Raw genomic sequence first — 23,288 nt, forward strand, 5'->3', positions numbered from 1 at the left:
CCAAAAGCTTGTTGGAACACGCATTCCAAAAAAAGCTCTTCGTTCCGGCTCAGGAAGTGCCGCCACTATAGGTATTTGCTGGTAGAAGCTCAACGGACAAATTATAATAGCTCAGATAAAAAAAACTAATAGGTTAACTATTGTTTCCTATTTGTTAAATTGCCTTAACATCTAAGCCAGAATAACTATGTCCAAGCGTTTGCCACCTCTGAATGCATTACGTGTTTTTGATGCAGCCGCCCGCCATCTTAGCTTCACTCGCGCCGCCGATGAGCTTTTTGTGACGCAGGCCGCAGTCAGCCACCAAATCAAGTCCCTGGAGGATTTCCTCGGCCTCAAGCTGTTCCGTCGACGCAATCGTTCTCTTCTTTTGACGGAGGAGGGGCAGAGCTATTTTCAGGATATCAAAGAGATTTTTTCGCAGCTCACCGAAGCGACCCGCAAGCTTCAGGCCCGAAGCGCAAAAGGGGCCTTAACCGTCAGTATGCTCCCCAGTTTTGCCATTCAGTGGCTGGTGCCAAGGCTCACAAGCTTTAACTCAGCTTATCCGGGAATCGACGTCAGGATCCAGGCCGTGGACCGTCAGGAGGATAAGCTGGCCGACGATGTCGACGTGGCGATTTTTTACGGCCGCGGCAACTGGCCGGGGCTGCGGGTGGAAAAGCTGTACGCCGAATATCTGCTCCCGGTGTGCTCACCGCTGTTGCTCACCGGCGATAAAGCGTTGAAAACGCCTGCCGATCTGGCGCAACATACCCTGTTGCACGATGCTTCCCGCCGCGACTGGCAAACTTATACCCGCCAGTTAGGTCTAAACCATATTAATGTTCAACAGGGACCTATATTTAGCCACAGCGCAATGGTGCTGCAGGCGGCAATCCATGGACAGGGGGTCGCGCTGGCCAACAATGTAATGGCGCAGTCCGAGATTGAGGCGGGCCGTTTGGTCTGCCCGTTTAATGATGTTCTGGTCAGTAAGAATGCGTTTTATCTCGTTTGTCATGACAGTCAGGCAGAACTGGGTAAAATAGCCGCCTTCCGCCAGTGGATTCTGGCAAAAGCGGCTAATGAACAAGAAAAATTTCGCTTTCGTTATGAACAATAAATCATCGTAGGGTAAACACATGACCAGCCGTTTTATGCTGATTTTCGCCGCGATAAGCGGTTTTATCTTTGTGGCTTTGGGCGCTTTTGGCGCGCACGTTTTGAGTAAAACCATGGGCGTTGCGGAAATGGGCTGGATCCACACCGGCCTGCAGTATCAGGCATTCCATACGCTGGCTATTTTTGGCCTGGCGGTGGCGATGCAGCGCCGCATCAGCATCTGGTTTTACTGGAGCAGCGTCTTTATGGCGCTCGGTACCGTTCTTTTTAGCGGCAGCCTCTACTGTCTGGCGCTCTCGCATTTACGCCTGTGGGCGTTCGTTACGCCGGTTGGGGGCGTCTGCTTCCTTGCCGGTTGGATATTAATGTTAATTGGTGCAATTCGTCTGAAACGTAAGGGCGTTGTTCATGAATAAAGTTGTCCTCTATTGTCGCCCTGGGTTTGAGAAAGAGTGCGCAGCAGAAATTACCGATAAGGCCTCGCGCCTTGAGGTGTTTGGTTTTGCCCGGGTCAAAGACGACTCCGGCTATGTGATTTTTGAGTGCTACCAGGCCGAAGATGGCGAAAAGCTGGTGCGCGAACTGCCGTTCAGCTCGCTGGTGTTTGCCCGCCAGATGTTTGTGGTTGGCGAACTGCTGCGCGACCTGCCGCCGGAAGACCGGATTTCCCCGATCGTCGGTATGCTGCAGGGCGTGGTGGAGAAGGGCGGCGAGCTGCGCGTAGAGGTCGCCGATACCAACGAAAGCAAAGAGCTGATGAAGTTCTGCCGCAAGTTTACGGTACCGCTGCGCGCGGCGCTGCGAGAAGCGGGCGTGCTGACCAACTATGAAACGCCAAAGCGTCCGGTGGTCCACGTGTTCTTTATCGCCCCCGGCTGCTGCTATACCGGTTACTCGTTGTCTAACAACAACTCGCCGTTCTATATGGGCATTCCGCGCCTTAAGTTCCCGTCCGATGCGCCGAGCCGTTCGACCCTTAAGCTGGAGGAGGCGTTTCACGTCTTTATTCCGGCGGATGAGTGGGATGAGCGTCTGGCGAACGGTATGTACGCGGTGGATCTCGGCGCCTGTCCCGGCGGCTGGACCTATCAGTTGGTGAAACGCAATATGTGGGTCTCCTCGGTGGATAACGGTCCGATGGCGCAAAGCCTGATGGATACCGGCCAGGTGACCTGGCTGCGTGAAGATGGCTTCAAGTATCGCCCGACGCGCAACAACATTTCGTGGATGGTGTGCGATATGGTGGAGAAACCGGCGAAAGTGGCGGCGCTGATGGCCCAGTGGCTGGTGAACGGCTGGTGCCGGGAAACCATCTTTAACCTGAAGCTGCCGATGAAAAAACGCTACGAAGAGCTGTCGCGCAACCTGGCCTATATTCAGGAACAGCTGGACGAGCACGGCATCAACGCGCAAATCCAGGCGCGCCAGCTATATCACGATCGCGAAGAGGTGACGGTGCACGTTCGCCGCCTGTGGGCTGCCGTCGGCGGTCGCCGCGACGAACGCTAGTTTAGCCGCTTTTGTAGGCCGGATAGGGCACTAAGAGCCTATCCCATTAGGGCTATTTTGTTTGCCATTTTGAACCTGGGCAGTGCTCAGAATCCTCACGTACTACGTGTACGCTCCGGTTCTTCCGCGCTGTCCGTGTTCAAACTGACTGCACCAATAACGCCTATTGGGATAGGCTCTAAGCCGCTATCCGGCGCTGCAATAGCCGTTACGACTGCGACACGTCCGAAACGATATGCGTCACATCATCCAGATGGCCGATCCGCGCCTCCCCTGAACGATTAAATTTGCTCTTATCAATCAACAATAACGATTGCGACGCTCGCTTAAGCAGCAGCGATTTGAACTCGGCGTTCACCGTATTTGAGTCCCAGAGCGCGCCGTCGCTGTCGATGCCCTCGCAGGAAAAAATGAACAGGTCGATCTCCAGCGCTTTGAGTTGTGAGATAAGCGACGCGCTGACGTAGCAGCCGTATTTTCGCTGGAGCGTACCCCCGGAGCAGGTGAGCTGAATATTCTCTCGCTTGCTGAGCTCCTGGCAAATCGGCTGGCTGTTGGTAAAGACGTGAAGGTTGATATCCGGCAGCTGGCGGGCCAGATACCAGCAGGTGGAACTGGCATCAAGGGCAATAACCATCCCCTCTTCTATCCACGCAAGCGCCTCGCGGGCGATGTCCGCTTTGTGCGCGTAGTGGCTTTTCAGACGGATATGAAAAGGGTCGCCGCTGTCACGACTTTGCCGGTGAATGACTTTTGCCCGACCGTGGTTACGCAGCACTTTCCCCTGGGACTGGAGCTCGCTGAGATCGCGGCGAATGGTTTCTCTGCTGACGTTAAGCTGTAGCGATAAGGCTTCGGTGGTCAGGCTGTTATGGTTAATGAGCAGGTCTAGTATCGCTTGCTGTCGTGCCGCTTTCATTTTTCTCACCCTGGCGTTCGCTGAGCGCCCGCATCAGACGGGCGCTCCGGCATGAGATTACGGCGTTACTCCTTTTTTTAAAAGAATATTCCCGTACTTAGCGCGCTCACCTGTGATAACGATCGCAAAGGCTTTTTGCGCCCGCTCGTAGAAAGCAAAGCGGTCGATGCGGGCGATCTCCGGGCAGGGCGCGGGGCCGGAAAGCGCCTCGCGATAGCGCGTTTCTACCTGAGGGTCGAGGACGTCGCCGTCCACGGCGGCCATCATCACCAGCGGCGGAGCGTAGCTGTCTAACTCAAACAGCGGAATAATCGCCTGCAGCAGGTCGCTCACCCGCAGGCCGTCGGCGCGAATGACCTGTGGGCCCATGCTGTGGGCCGGGAAGTGGGCATCGGAAAAAATAATCTCATCGCCATGCCCCATTTCCGCCAGCACTTTGAGGAGGTCCGGGGAAATCAACGGGGAAATCGTTTTTAGCATCTCATACTCCCTCAATCAGTTCGGGTTCGGTTTGCGGGTAAAAGTAACGATACCGGTAGCTCACCTGCGCTCTGGCCTGCTCCGGGCTGCTGAATTCACCGACGCCATACCAGCCAAACATGGCGGCGCCGGCGACGGTGGTTTCGGCGTCATCGAGTACTTTAATGGGGATCTCCAGCCTGTTGGCTTTGATCTGATTCCACAGCGCGTTGCGGCTGCCGCCGCCGACCAGCAGCAGCTCGCGGGCTTTGAAGTGGCCGATTTGCTGCAGCGTTTGCAGATTGTGCGCCAGCTGTTCGGCTAATCCTTCCAGCGCGGCGAGGTAGAAATGACCGCGGGTGGTATTCAGCGTTATGCCCTGCCAGCCTGCGGTTGGGCTGGATAGCAGGTCGCACTGCATCTTCACCTTCTGAGCGCCGCGGGGGAGGGCCCGGGCCTCTTCAATCAACGTTTGCCACGGCGTCTCAGGCGTCCACAGCAGCTGGCGTATCCATTCCAGCACGCCGGAGGCCAGCCACTGCATGCCGGGGTTATAGCGTCCCGGCTGACAATCCAGCTCGCAGGTGGAGCCCGCATAGTGGCTGAGCAGCGACGTGTCTACCTGGGCGCTGCGCACCATCAGAATTTCCCAGGTGCCGGACGACAGCACCGGTTCATCCTGCTCCGCGCCCGCGCCAAACAGCGCGAACTGGGTGTCGTGCCCGGCGGAGATAACCGGAATGCCGACGGCTAAACCCAGCATTTTCGCGGCATCGCTCCGCAGCGTGCCAATCTGCTGGCCCGCTTCAACGAGCCGGGGAAACAGGCGGCGCGGCAGCCCCGTGGCCTGCAGAATCTGCGCGCTGAAATCCCGCTGGTGGATATCCAGCATCTGGCTGGTGCCCGCCATGGTGATATCGGTCGTGAATTCCCCGGTCAGACGCTGGTTGAGAAGCGAGGAGATGAACAGCCAGGCGTGGGCCTGCTCCAGCAGCTGCGGGTGGTTCTCTTTCAGCCATATCAGCTTATACAGAGTGTTGAAACCAAATGCGCCGACGCCGGAGATCTGCTGGAGCTGCTGCGCGGGCATAAAGCGGCCGATATTGTCCATCACCGACGCGGTACGCGGACATTTCCAGCTGATGACCGGATAGAGCAGCTTGCCCTGTTCATCCACCAGCGCGCCGTCGACGCCGAAGGTGGTGACCGTGATGCCGCGAACCGTGCAGGATGAGAGCGGGTCGGCAATTTGCCGACAGCATTCGGCGAAGCGTTGCAGGATCGCCTCCAGCGACCACTGGTGCCAGGCGCTGTTCTCCACGGCGATATCGCTGGCGTTGGCCGTTGCGGCGCGGGCGATAATGTTCCCCTGGCGGTCAACGGCAATCGCCCGTACGTTAGTGGCGCCGCAGTCGAGGACCAGGATGACTTCATTCTTCATAATCTCTCCCGAGACGTTGCCGGATGGCGGCGTAAACGCCTTATCCGGCCTACGGGACGGTATCATCCGTAGGCCGGATAAGCGCAGCGCCATCAGGCATTTTTAACGTTTATACAGCGGGCCGTAGTTCTGGCAGGCGCGGTAATCCTGGCCTTCGCTATCCATCCCGTGCGCAGACCAGCTGGAGGGGCGGTAGATTTTCGCCTCTTCTACGTTATGCATGCACACCGGGATCCGCAGCATCGACGCCAGGGTGATAAAGTCGGCGCCAACGTGGCCGATGGTCAGCACGCCGTGGTTAGCGCCCCAGTTCGCCATCACCGAGTAGACGTCGGAGAACGGGCCTTTACCGGTCAGGCGCGGCGCAAACCAGGTGGTGGGCCAGGTGGAGTTGGTGCGGGCATCCAGCTGGTCATGCATCGCTTTCGGTAGCTCTACGCTCCAGCCTTCGGCAATCTGCAGTACCGGGCCGAGGCCTTTGATGATATTTACGCGGGTCATGGTGAACGGCACGCCGCCTTCGGTCAGGAAGCGGGAGGAGAAGCCGCCGCCGCGGAAATATTCATGAATCGCCGGGCACCATTCGGTGGCCGCGAGGCAGGCGTCGGCCTCCTGCTGGCTGATTTCCCAGTGCGGCTTCATGGTTGGCTTGCCTTCCGCATCGCGCTGTTTGCAGGCGCCGTCCAGCGCCGCTGAACCGGAGTTAATCAAGTGGATAATGCCGTGTTCCGCCAGTCCGGTGAGCGGTTGGCCGGTGACGCGTTTAACCGCGTCCGGCGACCAGTAGGTGCGCACGTCGGCAAACACCTGGGCGGTGCCGGTCAGCTGGTGGCCCATCAGCATCGCCACGCCGTTGAGGCTGTCGTTTTCCGTGGCGACGACGAAGGGTTCGCGTACGCCGTTCCAGTCGAACGAGCTATTGAGCAGCGCTTCGGCGGTATCGCCGTTAGGGTATTGATCGGTCCAGTGGCGCTGGCCCTGGAAGCCCGCGGCGATGGCGTTGTAGCCCAGCGACTCTTCGACCAGCCCTTTTTCCGCCAGCTTCTTGTTGCCCTGCATCATATCGCGGATGCACATCGCCATCAGCAGGCTCTCTTTCAGCACCGCGCGGCTCTGTTCGGCGTTGCGCTTATACTGCTGCGCGTTCTGGTCTTCGCCGTAGCGGAAGTTTTTATCCGCCCACGCCAGCGCCATTTCCAGCTCGCTTTCATCATAGATTTTCTGGTCGATGCGGCGGCGCAGTTCGGTCATGTCCACCGCCTGCACTTTCATACCGAGCCAGGACTCGAAGAAGTTGTGATCGACGATAGAGCCGGCGATCCCCATCGACACGCCGCCGACGGAAAGATAGCTTTTGCCCTTCATGCTGGCCACCGCTAAGCCGGCGCGGGCAAAGCGCAGCAGTTTTTCTTCGACATCCGGCGGAATGGAGGTGTCGTCGGCGTCCTGCACGTCGTGACCATAAATGGAGAACGCCGGAATACCCTTCTGACTGTGGGCCGCCAGCGCTGCCGCCAGGTAAACCGCGCCGGGGCGCTCGGTGCCGTTAAAGCCCCAGATGGCTTTTGGCCGCAGCGGGTCCATATCGATAGTTTCGCTGCCGTAGCACCAGCACGGAGTCACGGTAATGGTGACGCCGACGTTCTGGCTGCTGAATTTCTCCTCGCAGGCGGCGGATTCCGCCATGCCCGCAATGCAGCTGTCGGCGATGACGCACTCAATCTGCGCGCCGCAGGCGTGACGCAGTTTTTCCGCGATCAGCGCGGCGGTGGCTTTCGCCATATTCATGGTTTGCTCTTCCAGCGACTCGCGCACCCCCATGCGGCGTCCATCAATCACCGGGCGGATGCCAATTTTCGGTAAGCTGATTTTTTTCATTCCAGATTCCTCACGTTATTCGGATAAATGTTTAGTTAGCTGCCGTTTGCGAACGGAAACGGGCAAAGATGAAGATGACGGCAAAGCACAGCGCCGGGACCAGCTCCGCGGTGGGGATGTTGCCGGCGGCGTCGCTGACAAAGCCCATCACCGGGGTGACAATCCCGCCGCCAATAATGGTCATGACGATAAAAGAGGAGCCGTATTTGGTGTCCTGCCCCAGGTTTTTGATGCCCAGCGAGAAGATGGTCGGATACTGAATCGACATAAAGGCGCTGCACAGCGTCAGGGCCAGCAGACCCACGTGGCCGCCGGTGAAAGCGGAAATCAGGCACAGGATCATCGAGAGCAGGGCATAGGCTGCCAGCACTTTATGCGGCGCGAAGCGGCTGATGAGCCAGGTACCGGAGAAGCGGCCGATAAAGAAGCACACCATCGTGCCGGTCAGATAGTTGGCGGCGAAACCGGGCGTCATGCCGGGGATCTCTTCGATAGCGTAGCGAATCAGATAGCTCCAGCAGGCGGTTTGCGCGCCGACGTAGCAGAACTGCGCCAGCACCGCCCAGCGCCAGTGGCGAACGCGGACCAGGCGAGCAAGGGAAGCGGAGAAGGAACTCTGGTTGGCGTCACTATGGTCGTCGCTCTGCAGGGCCGGGAATTTGGTCAACATAATCAACAGAGCGACCAGTAAGACAACCGCGACGATGATCATATACGGGGTTTGCACCGAGAGCACCAGGCTGTGTTTATAGGCGCTAAGCTGCTCCGGAGCCATTTTATCGAGCACATCCTGCGATTGATGCGGCACATTAGACAAAATGAGACTTTGCCCAAAAACCACCGCAATAATGGCGCCAAACGAGTTAAACGTTTGGGCAAGATTAAGCCGGAAGTGACTGCCGCTTTCTGGTCCTAAGACGGTAACAAACGGGTTTGCCGCGGTTTCTAAACACCCTAAGCCTGCAGCAATAATAAACAGGCCAATCAGGAATAAGGTGTAATTCATAACCTCAGCGGCGGGCCAGAATAGCGCGGCGCCAAAAGCATATAAGAACAGTCCGGTAATAATGCCGGCTTTATAACTTAACTTTTTCATCAAAATTCCGGCTGGAATGGGAATGACAAAATAGCCGAAATAAAAGGCGGATTGAATCAGTCCAGCTTGGAAGTTAGTTAAGGTAAAGGCTTGTTGAAATTGTGGTAATAAAATATCGTTGAGATTATTTGCGACCGCCCAAAGAAAAAACAGCGAGCACAGCAGGGCGAAGGGAATAATGTAGCGCTTGCTTTGCCCTGTCTCTACCGCACGAAAACTCTGCGTTTGTATTGTTGTGTTTCCCATAGCATCCTCATTGGTTCAGAAGCGTGTTCAGCAGCCGGCTTATGCCCACCAGACCGCAAAAATCAGGCGAGCTCTTGTGACGACATCAACAGTGAAATAAACATCACGGAGTGAACTCATGAATTCATTTTCAAATTAAAAAAGCCTTTTAATATGATAGCGGTCACACTTCGTATCCACTCGGTGGTTTTATGTGATTATCATCACTTTAATAATCAGAAAAACATGACCGTTTGAGAAAGTTAATTGTAAAACCCACAGGGCCGATGACCGATTTATTTTATTATGTGGAAAACGGGCAGTTGTTAAAACTATCAGTAAAATGCCCGTTTTTAAATCTATTAGTAAGAACGGGCATTTTTCAGAAAGCAAAAATCAATGAACGGTTGTTTTTATACTGAAATAAGTGAGAGGAATCACAGAACCGGCGGATGTAAATTCCTTTCTGCTTATTCGGGATGATGATGGTGAGTAATTATTTGAGCTATTCAACAGCGTCGGAGCGTCATCTCCGGCGAGCCGTCTGTTGTCGCATTGCGCATCATAAAGAGAGGTAAAGAATGGAACGAAATAGACTGGCCCGGCAGATTATTGATACCTGCCTGGAAATGACCCGCCTGGGGTTAAATCAGGGAACCGCCGGTAACGTGAGCGTGCGTTATCAAGGGGGGATGCTGATCACGCCAACGGGTATTCCTTACGAAAAGCTGACGGAAGCGCACATTGTGTATATCGATGCCGAAGGTCAGCATGAACAGGGTAAACTGCCGTCCAGCGAGTGGCGTTTTCATATGGCGGCTTATCAGACGCGGCCTGATGCTCACGCGGTGGTACATAATCATGCGGTTCACTCTACGGCGGTGTCGATCCTCAATCGTCCCATTCCCGCCATTCACTATATGATTGCGGCGGCGGGCGGTAACTCTATCCCCTGTGCGCCCTACGCCACGTTTGGTACCCGCGAGCTGTCTGAGCATGTGGCCGTGGCGCTGAAAAACCGCAAAGCGACGCTGCTGCAGCACCATGGCCTGATCGCTTGTGAAGAGAATCTGGAGAAGGCCCTGTGGCTGGCGCATGAAGTTGAGGTGCTGGCGCAGCTTTATCTCAGCACTCTGGCCATCACCGACCCGGTGCCGGTTCTTGGCGACGAGGCCATTGCTATCGTGCTGGAGAAATTCAAAACCTACGGATTGCGTATCGAAGAGTGATGCCGTAAGCGAAGGCTTCTGCCGGCTGCTTCCGGGAGATGTGCTGGGCTGATACCCCGGCGCTGTTATTCCCCGGCTTGCGCTGCGCTTAGCCGGGCTACGGGCTGCCCCTTTGTGCTTTGCTCCCTGGGACGGTGCAAGCGCCTGCCCGGGCTACAGGTATTCCGCCGTCTGCGGTAGCCCGGGTAAGGCGTAAGCCGCGACCCGGGGAATGCGCTCACCGTCTGCGATCCGGTAGCCCGGACAGATGCGCAGCATCGCCTCCGGGAAGCCGCGCGCACCGCGGCCCGGCGCTACCGGGCCAGCCGCAGCTGCTGGAGGTTGCCGTCCAGCTGTAAATCGGTTTGCAGGCGCGCGATGTCCCGGCAGGTGAAGGCCATCTCTTTCTGTTCTTCCAGCTTCTTGCGCCACTTCTCCGGCACGTCCGCCAGCCGCGCGTAGATCCCTTCCAGATCCTGAAAATCGGTTAACAGCTGGGCGGCGCTTTTCGGCCCAATGCCCGCCACGCCGGGAACCTTTGAGCTGCTGATGCCCGCCAGCCCCCAGTAGTCAGGCAGCTGTTCCGGCGTCACGCCGAACTCTTTGGCGATAAACGGCGCATCAAGCCAGCGCTTCTGAAAATAGTCGCGGATGCGGATCGTTGGCGACAGCAGCTGGCAGTAGCCTTTGTCGGTTGAAACGATGGTTGCCTGATGGCCGGCCTGCGCCACTTTGACCGCCAGGGTCGCGGCAAGATCGTCGGCTTCGCTGCCGCTGAGCGCCCAGCAGCGAAACCCGCGCTGCTCAAACGCTGCCCGCAGCGCCGGCATTTCCGCTTCGAGGGTCTCCGGCATCGGCGCGCGCCCGGCTTTATAATCGGGCAGACGCTGATGTCGCCAGCCGTGGCCGCGGTCTTCATCATCAAATACCGCCACCACGTGGGTTGGCTGGCTATGGACTACCAGCTGTTCAAGGGCATGCAGGCAGGTGTCGACGCAGGGTGACCCCTGCACCGCGTGGATGCGGCGAATCAGATTAAGTGCGTCGACGATTAACAGATGAACGGCCACGGATATCCTCATAAATAGGCTCTTATTGCAGTGCCTTTCAGGGTAACATCGCCGCGCGGATGAGGCTATTGGCGCCAGGGAAATCAGGAAGATGACTCGCAGTTTCCGGCTAATCAACGTGCATCAGCAGGCCGAGATCGCTATTGGTGGCTTCGCCGTACCAGACCGCCTCGCGCACCGAAACCGGTTTGTGGATAAGCCCCAGGGCGTAAAAGCGATCGGCGATACTTTGTTGGGCGCGAATCACGTTGAGATCCATCGGCCGCGGACGATGGCTGCGGCGCGATAAGGCGCGCGTCAGAGAGGCGGCGTTAAGCCCCAGCTCGGCGGAGAGCAGTCCGGCGGCTTGCTCCCGGTGCTGGTCAATAAACTGGCCGGTCTGCGCCAGCTCGGCTAACAGGCGCTGCATGATATCGCTATTGCGGCTGGCGTAGTCGCGGCGCGACAGGTAGAACTGGTGGTTATTGACGCGCCCCTCGCCGCTGGCAACAACCCGTAATTCGCCGCTATATTCCGCGTCGCTGAGCAGCGGATCCCACATCATCCAGGCGTCCACCGCCAGGTAATCGCTGGCGGTCAGCGGATATTTCGGCGGAATATAGACCACTTTGACGTCGTTTAATGCCAGCCCCGCCTCTTCCAGGATATGCAGCAGCAGCCAGTGCACGTTAGAGCCCTTATTCAGCGCGATACGCTTGCCGCGCAGGTCGGCAATGGTGCGAATGTCGCTGTGCTGCGGGACGACCATCGCCACGCTTTGCGGAGCGGGCGGTTCCCAGGCGACGTAGACCAGCTCGCCGTTACTCGCCTGAGCGAAAACCGGCGGCGCTTCGCCGGTGGTGCCAAAATCGATCTCATCGCAGGCGAGGGCGTGCAGCAGCTGCGGCCCGGCGGGGAATTCGCTCCACAGCACGCTGACGCCGCGGCTGGCAAAGGCTTGCTCGAGACTTTGCCGCGCTTTCAGGATGCCAAGATTGCCGAAGCGCTGGAAGCCGATGCGCAGTTCCCGGTCGCGAGAGACGCTGTTGACCGCCGGGCCGAAGAGAGGCTCCTGACGGCGGCGGCTTTTAATGATGCCAAAATTGGCCAGCTGCGTGCGCAGCGTGTGGCGGCTAATACCGAGCAGCGCCGCGGCCTGGCTTTGATTATCGTCACTGTGGGCCATCGCGCCGCGTATCAACGCCCCGGTGACCCTCTCCCACAGCGGCTCGCCCGGCAGGGAAAGCTGACGACGAATAAAATCGTCGAGCTCATTATCGCCCGCCGCCGAGGGCTCATTGTTCAGCGTCGTCAGCCGCAGCTGGGCGGGGCCGATCTCCTCTTCTTTACTCAGCAATACCGCGTTATGCAGAGTGTTTTCCAGCTCGCGAATATTGCCCGGCCAGGGGTACTCCATCAGCCTTGCCAGCGTCTCCGGGGCCAGACGACGAGCCGGGCGGCCCAGGCGGCGGGCGTAGAGCGAGAGAAAATGGTCCGCCAGTACGGGAATATCCTGGCGACGCTGGCGCAGCGGCGGCAGCGGGACGAGGGCGATATTCAGGCGATAGTAGAGGTCTTCGCGGAAACGACGCTCGCGGATGGCCTGCATCAGGTCCACGTGGGTGGCGGCGATCACCCGCACGTCCACCTTAATGGCCTTGCGCGAGCCGACGCGGGTGATTTCGCGCTCCTGCAGAACGCGCAGCAGTTTGACCTGAAGCGGCAGGCTAAGCTCGCCGATTTCATCGAGCAGCAGGGTGCCGCCCTCCGCCGCCTCGAACCAGCCGGGATGGCCTTGTACCGCGCCGGTAAACGCCCCTTTTTCATGGCCGAACAGCTCCGCTTCCGCCAGGCTTTCGCTGAGCGCGCCGCAGTTGACGGCCAGAAACGGCCGGTGGCGGCGCGGGCTATGGTGATGCAGGTAGCGGGCGACGACCTCCTTACCGGTGCCGGTTTCGCCGACAATCAGCACGGTCGCCTCGGTGGGGGCCAGTTTATCCAGCAGGCTCTGAAACGCTTTTGACGCCGGGTCGATCAGCGCGGGCGTAGAGGATGGAAATTCAGGATTCAGCATGGTGACCTCCGGTATTTGATGTCCTGAAGTTATCCTGTGCCGGGGACGGAAACCAGAGGGCTAACTCGCCGGTCTGTTGCAAATGCCGCAGTCCGGACGCATTGGCTGCGGCATTTGCAACAGCGGCGTAAGGTTCGGTTTTTTGTAACTTACTGAATTTATGTTGTTAATTTTGTATTCACCATTGGCACGATTATCGCTAACACTCATATAACCAAATTAAAACAACTCTTCGATAAATATCGGATATGGTTATATAGGAAATGGATAATGACGCAAAAAACCGACGATAAAATCAACGTGTTCTGGTTTCTGCCCACCCACGGCGATGGCCGCTACCTGGGCACCTCGGAGGGCGGACGCCCGGTTGATTTGCCTTACCTGCAGCAGGTGGCGCTGGCGGCCGATAGCCTCGGCTACTACGGCGTGCTGATCCCAACGGGGAAAAGCTGCGAAGACTCCTGGCTGGTGGCCTCGGCGCTGGCGCCGCTGACCCGCCGCCTGCGCTATCTGGTGGCCGTTCGTCCGGGCCTGCAGCCGCCGACGCTGGCGGCGAGGATGGCAACGACGCTCGACCGCCTGTCGGGCGGTCGGCTGCTGATTAACGTGGTGACCGGCGGCGATCCGGTGGAGAACAAAGGCGACGGTATTTTCCTCAGCCACGGCGAACGCTATCAGGTCACCCGCGAATTTCTCGACGTCTACTCGCGCCTGCTGAAAGGTGAAAAGGTGGATTATCACGGCGAGCATATCCACGTGGAAGGCGCGGAAGTGCTGTTTCCGCCGGTACAGGAAAACGGCCCGCCGCTGTTTTTTGGCGGCTCCTCTGAGGAAGCCATCGACGTCGCCGCCGATCAAATCGATACCTACCTGACCTGGGGGGAGCCGCCGGCGCTGGTGGCCGAAAAGCTGGCGATAGTGCGCGAGCGCGCCGCCGCCCGGGGCCGCACGTTGCAGTACGGGATTCGTCTGCATGTGATTGTTCGCGAAACCGAAGAGGAGGCGTGGGCTGCCGCCGATCGGCTGATTTCACACCTTGATGACGAAACTATCGCCCAGGCGCAGAAAATTTTTGCCCGTATGGACTCAACCGGCCAGGCGCGAATGAGTTCGCTGCATAAAGGCTCGCGCGACAATCTGCGTATTGCGCCGAACCTGTGGGCGGGCGTGGGGCTGGTGCGCGGCGGGGCCGGGACGGCGCTGGTCGGCAATCCGCAGCAGGTGGCAGAACGCATTCGTGAATATCAGGCGCTCGGTATCACCAACTTTATCTTCTCCGGCTACCCGCATCTGGAAGAAGCCCATCGTTTCGCTGACCTGGTCATGCCGCTATTGCCGCTGGCAGGCCACGATCAGCCGAAGGCGCGTAGCGTCAATACCGGCCCGTTTGGCGAAACCATCGGCGGCGATAAGCGTCCGGTGAAACAGGTCAGCGCAAGCTGAGGAGGCGCGTATGTTACACCGATTTGTGAAGGCGGTGGGCTATGCAAACTGAACCGCACGTGGTGATTGTCGGCGGCGGTTTTAGCGGTGCGGCGGTGGCGATTCATCTCCTGCGCCTGGCGCCGGTTGGCGTGCGGGTCACGCTGCTGGAGCCGCGCGAGGTGCCCGGCGCGGGCGTGGCCTACTCCACGACCGAACCGAGCCATCGGATTAACGTTCCTGCCGCGCGGATGCAGCTCGCCGGTGAAGAGGAGGGCGCGTTCGATCGCTGGTACCGCAGCCAGCCCGCCTTTGCGGATGACCCGCATGCCCTGCTGGCAGACGGCGCGATCTATCCGCAACGCAGTCAGTTTGGCCGCTATGTTGCCCAGCGTTTCGCCGAGGAGGCGCGCGCCAGCGACGGGCGGCTGACGCATCTGCGCGAGCAGGCGCTGAGCGTTAATCATGGTGAAGTTGTCACCGACAGCGGGCGTCGGCTGCAGGCCGATCTGCTGGTGCTGGCCATCAGCCATCCGCCGCCCTCGCTGCCGTTGCTGGCGACGCCGTTCGCAACGCATCCGGCGCTCATCGCTAACCCCTGGCGAGCGGGCGCGCTGGCAACTATCGCCCCGGAAGCGAGCGTCGCGGTCATGGGCACCGGCCTGACGATGGCGGACACCGTCGCGACCCTGACGCGTCTGGGCCATCGGGGGCCGATCGCGGCATTTTCACGCCGCGGGCTGCTGTCCCGCAGCAACCTCAGCGGCAGTAGTGAACCCTGGCCTGGCGAATACGATCGCGGAACGCTGCGCCAGCGGCTGCGGCAAATCCGTCTGGATATCGAGCGCGCGGCGGAGCAGGGACAGGCCTGGCAGGTGGTGCTGGACGCGGTGCGTAATCAGGGGCAAAGCATCTGGCAGGGGCTGACGGTGGGCGATCGCCAGCGCTTCCTGCGTCATTTGCGCAGCTACTGGGACGTTCACCGCTACCGTATCGCTCCGCAGGTCGCCGGGGTCCTTGAGCAGCGCCAGCGCGACGGCAGCCTGCGGGTGCTGGCGGCCAGGCTGACGGCGCTGGAAGGCGACGCGCAAAAGCTGGCGCTAACCCTGGCTCCCCGGCGCGGTGAAACGCTGCGGGTGAGCGCTGACCACTTTATTTTAACCACCGGCCCGGCGCACGGCGGGTTGACCGACAGCCAGCCGCTGCTGCGTCAGCTGAGCCAGCGTGGGCTGATTCGCGCCGATGCGTTCGGCCTTGGCCTGGACGTCGATCCCCGCTCGCGGGCGATTGGCCGGGAAGGGCGGATTACGCCCAATCTGCTGGTTTCCGGACCCGCCGCGCGGGCGTATTTCGGAGAATTAATGGGGCTGCCGCAGGTGGCCGACCATGCCGCCGCCGTGGCCGACGAAGCGCTGCGGACCCTGGGCGTCAAACAATCCGCCCGATGTCCGGCGTTCTGAACGCCTTTTATCCCCTGATTCCTTTAATGATTATGCGCGCGTCCCGACAGCGGGGCGCGCCGTGGAGAGTGCTATGTCATCACAACGTGAAATTCGTCTGAACGCTTTTGATATGAACTGCGTCGGCCATCAGTCGCCGGGGCTGTGGGCCCATCCGCGCGACCGCTCCTGGCAGTATAAAGACCTCGAGTATTGGGTCGACCTGGCGCGTCTGCTGGAGCGGGGCAAGTTTGACGGGCTATTTATCGCCGATGTATTGGGCGTCTATGATGTGCTGAACGGCAACGGCGATGCGGCGATCCGCCAGGCGGCGCAGGTGCCGGTCAACGATCCGCTGGCGCTGATTACGCCGATGGCGCTGGTGACGGAGCATCTGGGATTCGGCCTGACCGCTTCGCTCTCTTTTGAGCATCCCTATCCGTTCGCCCGCCGTCTTTCAACCCTCGACCATCTGACCAAGGGGCGAGTGGGCTGGAATATCGTGACCTCCTACCTTGAGAGCGGGGCGCGTAATATTGGCCAGAAAGCGCAGACCGACCACGACGCCCGCTACGACTATGCCGATGAATATCTGGAGGTGGTCTATAAGCTGCTGGAGGGGAGCTGGGAGGATGGCGCGGTGCTGCGCGACAGGGAACGTAAGATCTTCAGCGATCCGCGAAAAATTCACCCGATTAACCATCAGGGGAACTTCTTCTCGGTGCCGGGGATCCACCTCTGCGAGCCGTCGCCGCAGCGTACGCCGGTACTCTATCAGGCGGGCGCCTCCAGCCGCGGCAAGCAGTTCGCCGCCGGCCACGCGGAGTGCGTATTTGTCGGCGCGCCGTCGAAAGTGCTGCTGAAAAAGACGGTGGCGGATATTCGCCGTCGCGCCGAGGAGGCCGGGCGCGATCCGCGCAGCATCCTGATCTTCAATATGCAGACGGTCATCGTCGGCGAAACCGACCGTGAAGCTCAGGCTAAATGGCAGGAGTATAAACCGTACGTCAGCTACGAAGGGGCGCTGGCGCTGCTCTCCGGCTGGACCGGCATCGACCTTGGTCAGTATCAGCCGGATCAGGTGCTGGAGTATCTGCATACCAACGCGATTCAGTCGATGGTAGAGGCGTTTTCCTCCGCCGATCCGAACAGCCAGTGGACCGTGCAGAAGCTGGCGGACTGGGCGGGGATCGGCGGCTTCGGGCCGCTGGTGGTCGGCAGCCCGCAGACGGTCGCCGATGAGCTGCAGTCCTGGGTCGAAGAGACCGACGTCGATGGGTTTAACCTCGCCTATGCGGTGACCCACGAAACCTTCCGCGACGTGGTGGATTTGCTGGTCCCGGAGCTGCAAAAGCGCGGCGTGTTTAAGCAGGAGTATCGCGAAGGAACCCTGCGTGAGAAGCTGTTCGGCGCCGGCCCGCGGCTGGCTGCGCCGCATCCGGGCGCAGGCTATCGCTACGGCGCGCAGGTTGCGGTCGGAAGTGAAGAGAAGGTGAGTTAATTTTGCCGGTCCCCCTCTCCCCGAAGGGGGAGGGCTGAACTGTGGGGCGGGAGGTTTTTCCCGGAGGCGGCGCTTGACGCGCCTGTCCGGGCTACGGGGCCACCACCGTCTGCGGGCCGGTAGCCCGGGTAAGGCGCCTGTGCCGCGACCCGGGAAGGGAAGGCTTACTGCTTATCCAGCGACCAGGTCGCGCTGCGAACATCGACTTTCACCGGCAGCAGGCCGATACGGGTGAAGGTATCCGCCAGCGCCTGCTGTTCGTTATAGACCGCAGGCGTCATACGCTCGGCACCATAAGGCAGACGCGCCAGCGTCTTCAGCCAGATAGCCTTATCCAGCCCGGTTGAGGTGGAGAGGATCCCGGCAGCATCCTCCTGATGACTGTTGGCCCATTCGCTCAGTTTACCCAGCTCATCCACCACCTGCTTTGCGGTATCCGGATAGGTGTCGGCAAATTTGCGGCTGGCCAGGTAGAAGGTGTAGTGCGGCACCAGCCCTTCGGCATTGCCAATCTGTCGCGCTTTGGCGTTCGTTTCCACTTCGGCGAGGAACGGATCCCAGATAACCCAGGCGTCAATAGCGCCGCGCTGGAAGGCGGCGCGGGCGTCAGCAGGCGGCAGATAGACCGGCGTGATATCTTTATAGCTCAGCCCGGCTTTCTCCAGCGCGGTCACCAGCAGGTAGTTTACGTCGGAGCCTTTATTGAGCCCCACGCGCTTGCCCTTAAGATCGGCCACGCTCTTAATTGCCGAGTTTTCCGCCACCACGATGGCCTCGGTTTTTGGGTTCGCCGGGGAGTGGGCTAAATAGACCAGATCCGCCTGCGCCGCCTGAGCAAAGGCCGGCGGCGCATCGCCGGTGGCGGCGAGGTCGATGCTGCCGACGTTCAGCCCTTCCAGCATCTGCGGCCCGGCGGGAAATTCAATCCAGCGGACGGCGATACCCTGCTTTTTGAAGCTTTCATCGAGGGTGCCGCGATATTTAAGCAGCGCGAAGATATTAGCTTTCTGATAACCGATATTCACGGTCTCCGGCGCTTTTGCCAGCGCGGAAGCGGATAAGCCTGCCAGCAGTAGCAGCAGCGCCGGGCGGGATAATCTGAGCATGATTTGTTCTCCTTGAGCGGTTTTTCCGTAAGGTAACAAATCGTCTTTATAACTAATAAATAACTAAATTATCATTTATATAACATAAATGAAGGAGGAGGGCAGGGAAAGGAAGCCCGGCATGCCGCAGCATACCGGGAGGGGGGCGTTAATCGCAGGCGACAATCTTCATTGCCAGGCCGCCGCGCGAGGTTTCACGATATTTGGCGTTCATATCTTTGCCCGTTTCGTACATGGTCTCGATGACTTTATCGAGGCACACCCGCGGCTCGCTGGTGCGGCGCAGGGCCATACGCGCGGCGTTGACCGCCTTGACCGCTGCGATAGCGTTACGCTCGATGCACGGCACCTGCACCTGGCCGGCAACCGGATCGCAGGTGAGACCGAGGTTGTGCTCCATACCAATTTCCGCCGCGATGCATACCTGACCCGGACTGCCGCCAAGCAGTTCAGCCAGACCGGCCGCCGCCATTGAACAGGCTACGCCGACTTCACCCTGGCAGCCCACTTCGGCGCCGGAAATCGAGGCGTTCATCTTATAGAGCGAGCCAATGGCGCTGGTGACCAGCATATAGCGCGCCAGCGAGTTGGCGTTCACTTTGCGGATGAACTTGTCGTAGTAGGCCAGCACCGCAGGTACGATACCGCAGGCGCCGTTGGTCGGCGCGGTCACGACGCGTCCGCCGGCGGCGTTCTCTTCGTTAACCGCCAGGGCGAACATGTTAATCCAGTCAACGACCGCCATCGGGTCGCTGTTGGTGTTGTCCTGGCTTACCAGCATCCGGCGCAGCGCGGCGGCGCGACGCGGCACCCGCAGCTTGCCCGGCAGAACCCCCTCGGTGGTGATGCCGCGCTCAATTCCGCTGCTCATCACTTCCCAGACCGCGGCAAAATGCTGCTCCAGCGCTTCTTTACTGTGCAGCGCCAGCTCGTTTTGCATCATCAGACCGGAGAGCGATAGCCCGCTTTCGCGGCAGTGGCGCTGCAGATCGGCGGCGTTTTTATACGGATAAGGTACGGCGACCGGCGCTTCGCGGGTCACGCCGAAATGGTCTTCATCGACGATAAACCCGCCGCCGATGGAGTAATACGTCTGGCTGTAGAGAACCTTCTCGCCGCCGAGGGCGGTAATACGCATGCCGTTTTCATGCCGCGACAGGTTGTCGGCGTGGAAATTCATGCACTGATCGACCGGGAACGCCACTTCCTGCTGGCCGTTTGCCAGCATCAGGCGGCCATGGGTGTTGACGTCCTGGATAAAGCCGGGAATCGCGTCGATGTCGACGGTATCCGGCAGGTTGCCCGCCAGGCCCATAATAATCGCGATATCGGTATGGTGGCCTTTTCCCGTCAGGGAAAGGGAGCCGTAGACATCGACGACGACTTTGGTTACCTCGGAAAGCAGCCCGCGCTCAATAAGATCGTCCGTGAATTGTTTGCCCGCTTTCATCGGTCCAACGGTGTGGGAGCTGGAAGGGCCAATGCCGATTTTAAAAATATCGAATACGCTGATCATGATGCATCCAGTGCTGTCGGGAGCGCCGCCGTCAGGCGGCGCGGGGGATATTAACTAAACAGAGAGTAGAAAATCGCGGAGATAGCAATCAGGCCCATAATCACCACGAAAACGTTGCTGACGTGGCCGCTGTATTTACGCATCGCCGGGACTTTCTGAATCGCGTACATCGGCATCAGGAACAGAATCATCGCGATAATCGGGCCGCCCAGGGTTTCGATCATCCCGAGGATGCTGGGGTTCAGCGTCGCCACAATCCAGGTGGTGACCAGCATGAACAGAGCGGTGATTTTGTTCAGTTTATTGATTTCGATGGACTTGCCTTTACCGCGCAGGGATTTAATCACCATGCCGTTAAAGCCTTCGCGAGCGCCCAGGTAGTGGCCAAGGAAGGATTTAGTGATGGCGATCATCGCAATGATCGGCGCCATCCAGGCGATGATCGGCGCGTTAAAGTGGTTCGCCAGGTAAGACAGAATCGAGATGTTCTGATCTTTCGCCGCCGCCAGATCCGCCGGGGAGAGGCTCAGTACGCAGCTGAAGACGAAGAACATGACGGTCAGCACCATCATGATGTGCGCGCGGGCCAGAATGCTGGAACATTTTTTCTCTGCGCCCTGGCCGTACTCTTCGCGTTTCGCGACGGCGAAGGAGGAGATGATCGGCGAGTGGTTAAAAGAAAACACCATCACCGGAATCGCCAGCCACAGGGTCATCCACAGGCCGTTGCCGGTCGCGGTCGCGCTGCTCAGGGAGAGGGTTTCCAGCGCCGCGCCGTTCCACTGCGGGATCAGATAAAAGGCCAGAATCATCAGCGCGACCACGAACGGGAACACCAGCACGCTCATCGCTTTCACAATCATCTGCTCGCCGAAGCGCACGATGGTCATCATGCCGACAATCAGAATCAGGGAAAGAATGGCGCGAGGCGGCGGCGTGATATGCAGCTGGTGCAGCATAAAGCTTTCCACGGTGTTGGTGATCGCCACGCTGTAGACCAGCAGAATCGGGTAGATGGCGAAGAAGTAGAGCAGGGTAATCAGCTTACCTGCGCCAACGCCGAAATGCTCTTCGACCACTTCAGTGATGTCTTCGCCCGGATTCTTACCGGACAGCACGAAACGGGTCATCCCGCGGTGGGCGAAGAAGGTCATCGGGAAGGCCAGAATCGCCATGATGATCAGCGGGATCATGCCGCCGACGCCGGCGTTGATCGGCAGAAACAGGACGCCCGCGCCGATAGCCGTGCCGTACAGGCCCAGCATCCACATGGTGTCCGTCTTACGCCAACCGCTACGGGTAGCATCCGAAACGATGGTGCTGGTTTGAGTGGTTTCCATCTGTATCTCCTGGAGGAAGCAACAAAATCTATTGAATAAAAAAGACCAAATAATATGAAATTCGTTTGTTTACGGTTTTTTAGGCATTTTCTCCGTAACAATTGGTGCGGGAAGATACATTTATATGGTGAATGCATCAGTGATCGCGATCTCAAATGCAATAATCCACTTTAAATGTAAGCAATTTTAGTCCAACAGCCTGTTTCTGGTGATCAGCCAGAGATTTGTGGCGCGGAGGCTATCATTTTCAGCATATGAGAGAATAGTGGTGCGACGTAATAACGAGGTTTTTACTGTAAAAATGCGAAGTTCTCGACGTTTTTACGTTAAAAGGCGTTTTTCCTGGTGATATTTATTGCAGTTTTTGGAAACGCAAACGATTGGCTTTTGTAAAGGCGATGCTAAAAATTCATAAAAGGAATGATTTATCTGGAAAGCATACGGGCGAATGGAGAAGCGAAAAAGCGGAGAAAGAGTGCGGCCCGGGCGGGGAGAAATAGCCCGGGGGCGTAAGCCGCCGCCCGGGAGAAGAGCAGAAGAGAACTCAGGAACAGATTTCGTAGCAGGGGATGTAAGCGGTGCCGCCCGGCAGCTTCATACGATGCTGCGCCACAAAGCCCTGCAGCAGATCGTCCATGCGGCGCATCATTGCCGGGTCGCCGTGAATCTTATACGGGCCGAATTTCTCGATAGCCTGGATACCCACCTCTTTAACGTTACCGGCGACGATACCGGAGAAGGCGCGGCGGAGGTCCGCTGCCAGCACTTCCACCGGCTGGTCCGGATAGAGTTTAAGGTTGGCCATATTCTCATGGGTCGGATCGAACGGCATCTGCAGGTCCGGCGCAATGCGCATCGACCAGTTGAAGCTGTAGGCGTCGCCGGTCTCGCGGCGATTCTCTTTCACCATCGGCATCGCTTTTTTCATCTGCCGGGCCACTTCCGCGGCGTCGTCAACGATAATGCGATAGTGACGACGGGCGGCTTCACCCAGCGTATGGACGATAAACTCATCCAGCACGCGGAAATAATCGGCGCTCTCTTTTGGCCCGGTGAGAATCAGCGGCAGAACCTGCGACTTGTTCGACGGGTGCATCAAAATGCCCAGCAGATAGAGCAGTTCTTCCGCCGTGCCCACGCCGCCCGGGAAGATGATGATGCCGTGGGCGATGCGCACGAACGCCTCCAGGCGTTTTTCGATATCCGGCATGATGATCAGTTCGTTCACCAGCGGGTTCGGCGGCTCGGCGGCGATAATCGACGGCTCGGTCATACCGATAAAGCGGCTGTCTCTGTAACGCTGCTGCGCGTGGCCGACGGCGGCGCCTTTCATCGGCGCTTCCATCGCGCCCGGTCCACAGCCGGTACAGATATTCAGTTCGCGCAGGCCCAGCTGGGTGCCGACGCGGCGGGCGTACAGATATTCGTTTTCGTTAATCGAGTGGCCGCCCCAGCAGACAATCATGTTTGGCGCTTCGCCGACGTGCAGGGCGCGGGCGTTACGCAAAATGGAGAAAACCAGGTTGGTGATATGCACCGAGCTTTCAAGATCGAGATTCGGGAAGCGAACGGTATTGTGGATCTGGCCGTAGACGAACAGGATATCGCGCAGTACGGCAAACAGGTTGGCCTGCAGGGAACGGATAATACGCCCGTCAACGAAAGCGTCTTCCGGCGGGTTGATCAGTTCCAGCTTCACGCCGCGTTCGCGACGCAGCACGTTAATATCGAAGTTTTCAAAACGAGACAGAAGCTCCTTGCTGTTATCGGTCAGGCTCCCCGAGTTGAGCACAGCAAGCGAGCAGTTGCGAAAGAGTTGATACAGGTCACTGCTGGCGGTGCGTTTAAGCATATCCACTTCCAGCTGCGACAGCATATCCATTGAACCAAGCGGGCTAACATGTGTAATCAAGTGAACTCCTTACAGGACGATTATCGTCTTCCTGTGATTACAATAGCCCTGCTGATGGCGTTTTCACAACCTTGCGCGCGGGTTAACGTG

General features: G+C 58.7%; 18 protein-coding genes. 7 read left to right on the forward strand and 11 right to left on the reverse strand.

Going from position 1 to position 23,288, the window contains the following annotated elements; genetic code table 11:
* Positions 1–187: 187 nt before the first annotated feature.
* Genes gcvA through rlmM form a run of 3 tightly spaced genes read left to right on the forward strand, consistent with a single transcriptional unit; the run spans position 188 to position 2,613 of the window.
* Positions 188–1,105 (forward strand): glycine cleavage system transcriptional regulator GcvA, encoded by a 918-nt coding sequence (gcvA, locus tag ACESQ2_RS13145; RefSeq protein ID WP_004114967.1) that lies wholly within the window; start codon positions 188–190, stop codon positions 1,103–1,105.
* A 19-nt stretch (positions 1,106–1,124) separates the two neighbouring features.
* Positions 1,125–1,520 carry a DUF423 domain-containing protein gene (locus ACESQ2_RS13150; protein WP_004853688.1) on the forward strand — a complete coding sequence of 132 codons (396 nt, stop codon included), beginning with the start codon at positions 1,125–1,127 and terminating at the stop codon, positions 1,518–1,520.
* Entirely contained in the window at positions 1,513–2,613 is a 1,101-nt protein-coding gene (rlmM, locus tag ACESQ2_RS13155) for a 23S rRNA (cytidine(2498)-2'-O)-methyltransferase RlmM (RefSeq protein ID WP_014226619.1), read from the forward strand. Before ACESQ2_RS13150 ends, rlmM begins: the two co-directional genes overlap by 8 nt.
* Before the next feature lie 208 nt (positions 2,614–2,821).
* Here the strand turns inward: rlmM and fucR are convergent, their stop codons facing one another.
* The 5 genes from fucR to fucP form a co-directional block, all read right to left on the reverse strand.
* The gene (gene fucR, locus ACESQ2_RS13160; RefSeq protein ID WP_025108018.1) at positions 2,822–3,532 is read right to left on the reverse strand and encodes an L-fucose operon activator; all 711 of its coding nucleotides are present in this window, start codon (positions 3,530–3,532) and stop codon (positions 2,822–2,824) included.
* A 57-nt stretch (positions 3,533–3,589) separates the two neighbouring features.
* Positions 3,590–4,012, reverse strand: coding sequence for an L-fucose mutarotase (gene fucU / locus ACESQ2_RS13165; protein WP_373170652.1), 423 nt, complete (start codon positions 4,010–4,012; stop codon positions 3,590–3,592).
* 1 nt (position 4,013) lies between these two features.
* Positions 4,014–5,432 carry an L-fuculokinase gene (gene fucK / locus ACESQ2_RS13170; RefSeq protein ID WP_014839390.1) on the reverse strand — a complete coding sequence of 473 codons (1,419 nt, stop codon included), beginning with the start codon at positions 5,430–5,432 and terminating at the stop codon, positions 4,014–4,016.
* A gap of 102 nt (positions 5,433–5,534) precedes the next feature.
* Complete coding sequence (gene fucI / locus ACESQ2_RS13175; RefSeq protein WP_025108016.1) at positions 5,535–7,310, reverse strand: L-fucose isomerase; 1,776 nt, start codon at positions 7,308–7,310, stop codon at positions 5,535–5,537.
* Positions 7,311–7,341: 31 nt separating this feature from the next.
* On the reverse strand, positions 7,342–8,652 hold the full coding sequence (gene fucP / locus ACESQ2_RS13180) for an L-fucose:H+ symporter permease (protein WP_025108015.1): 1,311 nt from the start codon (positions 8,650–8,652) through the stop codon (positions 7,342–7,344).
* 560 nt (positions 8,653–9,212) lie between these two features.
* Between fucP and fucA the strand changes: the two genes are divergently transcribed.
* A complete protein-coding gene (gene fucA / locus ACESQ2_RS13185) occupies positions 9,213–9,860 on the forward strand; it encodes an L-fuculose-phosphate aldolase (RefSeq protein WP_004853673.1) in 648 nt (215 codons plus the stop codon).
* A gap of 293 nt (positions 9,861–10,153) precedes the next feature.
* Here the strand turns inward: fucA and xni are convergent, their stop codons facing one another.
* Positions 10,154–10,909, reverse strand: coding sequence for a flap endonuclease Xni (gene xni / locus ACESQ2_RS13190; RefSeq protein ID WP_014226613.1), 756 nt, complete (start codon positions 10,907–10,909; stop codon positions 10,154–10,156).
* A 109-nt stretch (positions 10,910–11,018) separates the two neighbouring features.
* Positions 11,019–12,962: a sigma-54-dependent Fis family transcriptional regulator gene (locus tag ACESQ2_RS13195; RefSeq protein WP_014226612.1), complete on the reverse strand. Its 1,944-nt coding sequence runs from the start codon at positions 12,960–12,962 to the stop codon at positions 11,019–11,021.
* 270 nt (positions 12,963–13,232) lie between these two features.
* Between ACESQ2_RS13195 and ssuD the strand changes: the two genes are divergently transcribed.
* From ssuD to ACESQ2_RS13210, 3 genes are all read left to right on the forward strand, one after another.
* On the forward strand, positions 13,233–14,405 hold the full coding sequence (ssuD, locus tag ACESQ2_RS13200) for an FMNH2-dependent alkanesulfonate monooxygenase (RefSeq protein ID WP_014226611.1): 1,173 nt from the start codon (positions 13,233–13,235) through the stop codon (positions 14,403–14,405).
* A 41-nt stretch (positions 14,406–14,446) separates the two neighbouring features.
* Complete coding sequence (locus ACESQ2_RS13205; RefSeq protein WP_373170655.1) at positions 14,447–15,844, forward strand: FAD/NAD(P)-binding protein; 1,398 nt, start codon at positions 14,447–14,449, stop codon at positions 15,842–15,844.
* A gap of 73 nt (positions 15,845–15,917) precedes the next feature.
* Positions 15,918–17,324 (forward strand): LLM class flavin-dependent oxidoreductase, encoded by a 1,407-nt coding sequence (locus ACESQ2_RS13210; RefSeq protein WP_368762926.1) that lies wholly within the window; start codon positions 15,918–15,920, stop codon positions 17,322–17,324.
* Between the two features lie 164 nt (positions 17,325–17,488).
* Here ACESQ2_RS13210 and ACESQ2_RS13215 read toward each other — a convergent pair whose 3' ends face one another.
* The 4 genes from ACESQ2_RS13215 to ppnN all read right to left on the reverse strand — a co-directional run bounded on the left by ACESQ2_RS13215 (position 17,489) and on the right by ppnN (position 23,198).
* On the reverse strand, positions 17,489–18,430 hold the full coding sequence (locus tag ACESQ2_RS13215) for an aliphatic sulfonate ABC transporter substrate-binding protein (protein ID WP_042945985.1): 942 nt from the start codon (positions 18,428–18,430) through the stop codon (positions 17,489–17,491).
* 148 nt (positions 18,431–18,578) lie between these two features.
* A complete protein-coding gene (locus ACESQ2_RS13220; RefSeq protein WP_032751051.1) occupies positions 18,579–19,946 on the reverse strand; it encodes an L-serine ammonia-lyase in 1,368 nt (455 codons plus the stop codon).
* A gap of 50 nt (positions 19,947–19,996) precedes the next feature.
* Positions 19,997–21,286 carry an HAAAP family serine/threonine permease gene (locus ACESQ2_RS13225; protein ID WP_004124376.1) on the reverse strand — a complete coding sequence of 430 codons (1,290 nt, stop codon included), beginning with the start codon at positions 21,284–21,286 and terminating at the stop codon, positions 19,997–19,999.
* Between the two features lie 544 nt (positions 21,287–21,830).
* Positions 21,831–23,198 carry a nucleotide 5'-monophosphate nucleosidase PpnN gene (gene ppnN / locus ACESQ2_RS13230; RefSeq protein WP_004853652.1) on the reverse strand — a complete coding sequence of 456 codons (1,368 nt, stop codon included), beginning with the start codon at positions 23,196–23,198 and terminating at the stop codon, positions 21,831–21,833.
* Positions 23,199–23,288: the final 90 nt, after the last annotated feature.

It is taken from the genome of Klebsiella sp. Q11, from assembly GCF_964241505.1.
Classification (GTDB): domain Bacteria; phylum Pseudomonadota; class Gammaproteobacteria; order Enterobacterales; family Enterobacteriaceae; genus Klebsiella; species Klebsiella michiganensis.

What these genes read in the sequence shown, in the direction of transcription:
- ACESQ2_RS13215 (WP_042945985.1), bottom strand. Translation starts at nt 18,430, where the DNA reads ATGCTCAGATTATCCCGCCCGGCGCTGCTGCTACTGCTGGCAGGCTTA.
- fucP (WP_025108015.1), bottom strand. Translation starts at nt 8,652, where the DNA reads ATGGGAAACACAACAATACAAACGCAGAGTTTTCGTGCGGTAGAGACA.
- fucK (WP_014839390.1), bottom strand. Translation starts at nt 5,432, where the DNA reads ATGAAGAATGAAGTCATCCTGGTCCTCGACTGCGGCGCCACTAACGTA.
- ACESQ2_RS13220 (WP_032751051.1), bottom strand. Translation starts at nt 19,946, where the DNA reads ATGATCAGCGTATTCGATATTTTTAAAATCGGCATTGGCCCTTCCAGC.
- ACESQ2_RS13195 (WP_014226612.1), bottom strand. Translation starts at nt 12,962, where the DNA reads ATGCTGAATCCTGAATTTCCATCCTCTACGCCCGCGCTGATCGACCCG.
- ACESQ2_RS13205 (WP_373170655.1), top strand. Translation starts at nt 14,447, where the DNA reads ATGCAAACTGAACCGCACGTGGTGATTGTCGGCGGCGGTTTTAGCGGT.
- ssuD (WP_014226611.1), top strand. Translation starts at nt 13,233, where the DNA reads ATGACGCAAAAAACCGACGATAAAATCAACGTGTTCTGGTTTCTGCCC.
- ACESQ2_RS13210 (WP_368762926.1), top strand. Translation starts at nt 15,918, where the DNA reads ATGTCATCACAACGTGAAATTCGTCTGAACGCTTTTGATATGAACTGC.
- fucR (WP_025108018.1), bottom strand. Translation starts at nt 3,532, where the DNA reads ATGAAAGCGGCACGACAGCAAGCGATACTAGACCTGCTCATTAACCAT.
- gcvA (WP_004114967.1), top strand. Translation starts at nt 188, where the DNA reads ATGTCCAAGCGTTTGCCACCTCTGAATGCATTACGTGTTTTTGATGCA.
- fucU (WP_373170652.1), bottom strand. Translation starts at nt 4,012, where the DNA reads ATGCTAAAAACGATTTCCCCGTTGATTTCCCCGGACCTCCTCAAAGTG.
- rlmM (WP_014226619.1), top strand. Translation starts at nt 1,513, where the DNA reads ATGAATAAAGTTGTCCTCTATTGTCGCCCTGGGTTTGAGAAAGAGTGC.
- ACESQ2_RS13150 (WP_004853688.1), top strand. Translation starts at nt 1,125, where the DNA reads ATGACCAGCCGTTTTATGCTGATTTTCGCCGCGATAAGCGGTTTTATC.
- fucI (WP_025108016.1), bottom strand. Translation starts at nt 7,310, where the DNA reads ATGAAAAAAATCAGCTTACCGAAAATTGGCATCCGCCCGGTGATTGAT.
- fucA (WP_004853673.1), top strand. Translation starts at nt 9,213, where the DNA reads ATGGAACGAAATAGACTGGCCCGGCAGATTATTGATACCTGCCTGGAA.
- ACESQ2_RS13225 (WP_004124376.1), bottom strand. Translation starts at nt 21,286, where the DNA reads ATGGAAACCACTCAAACCAGCACCATCGTTTCGGATGCTACCCGTAGC.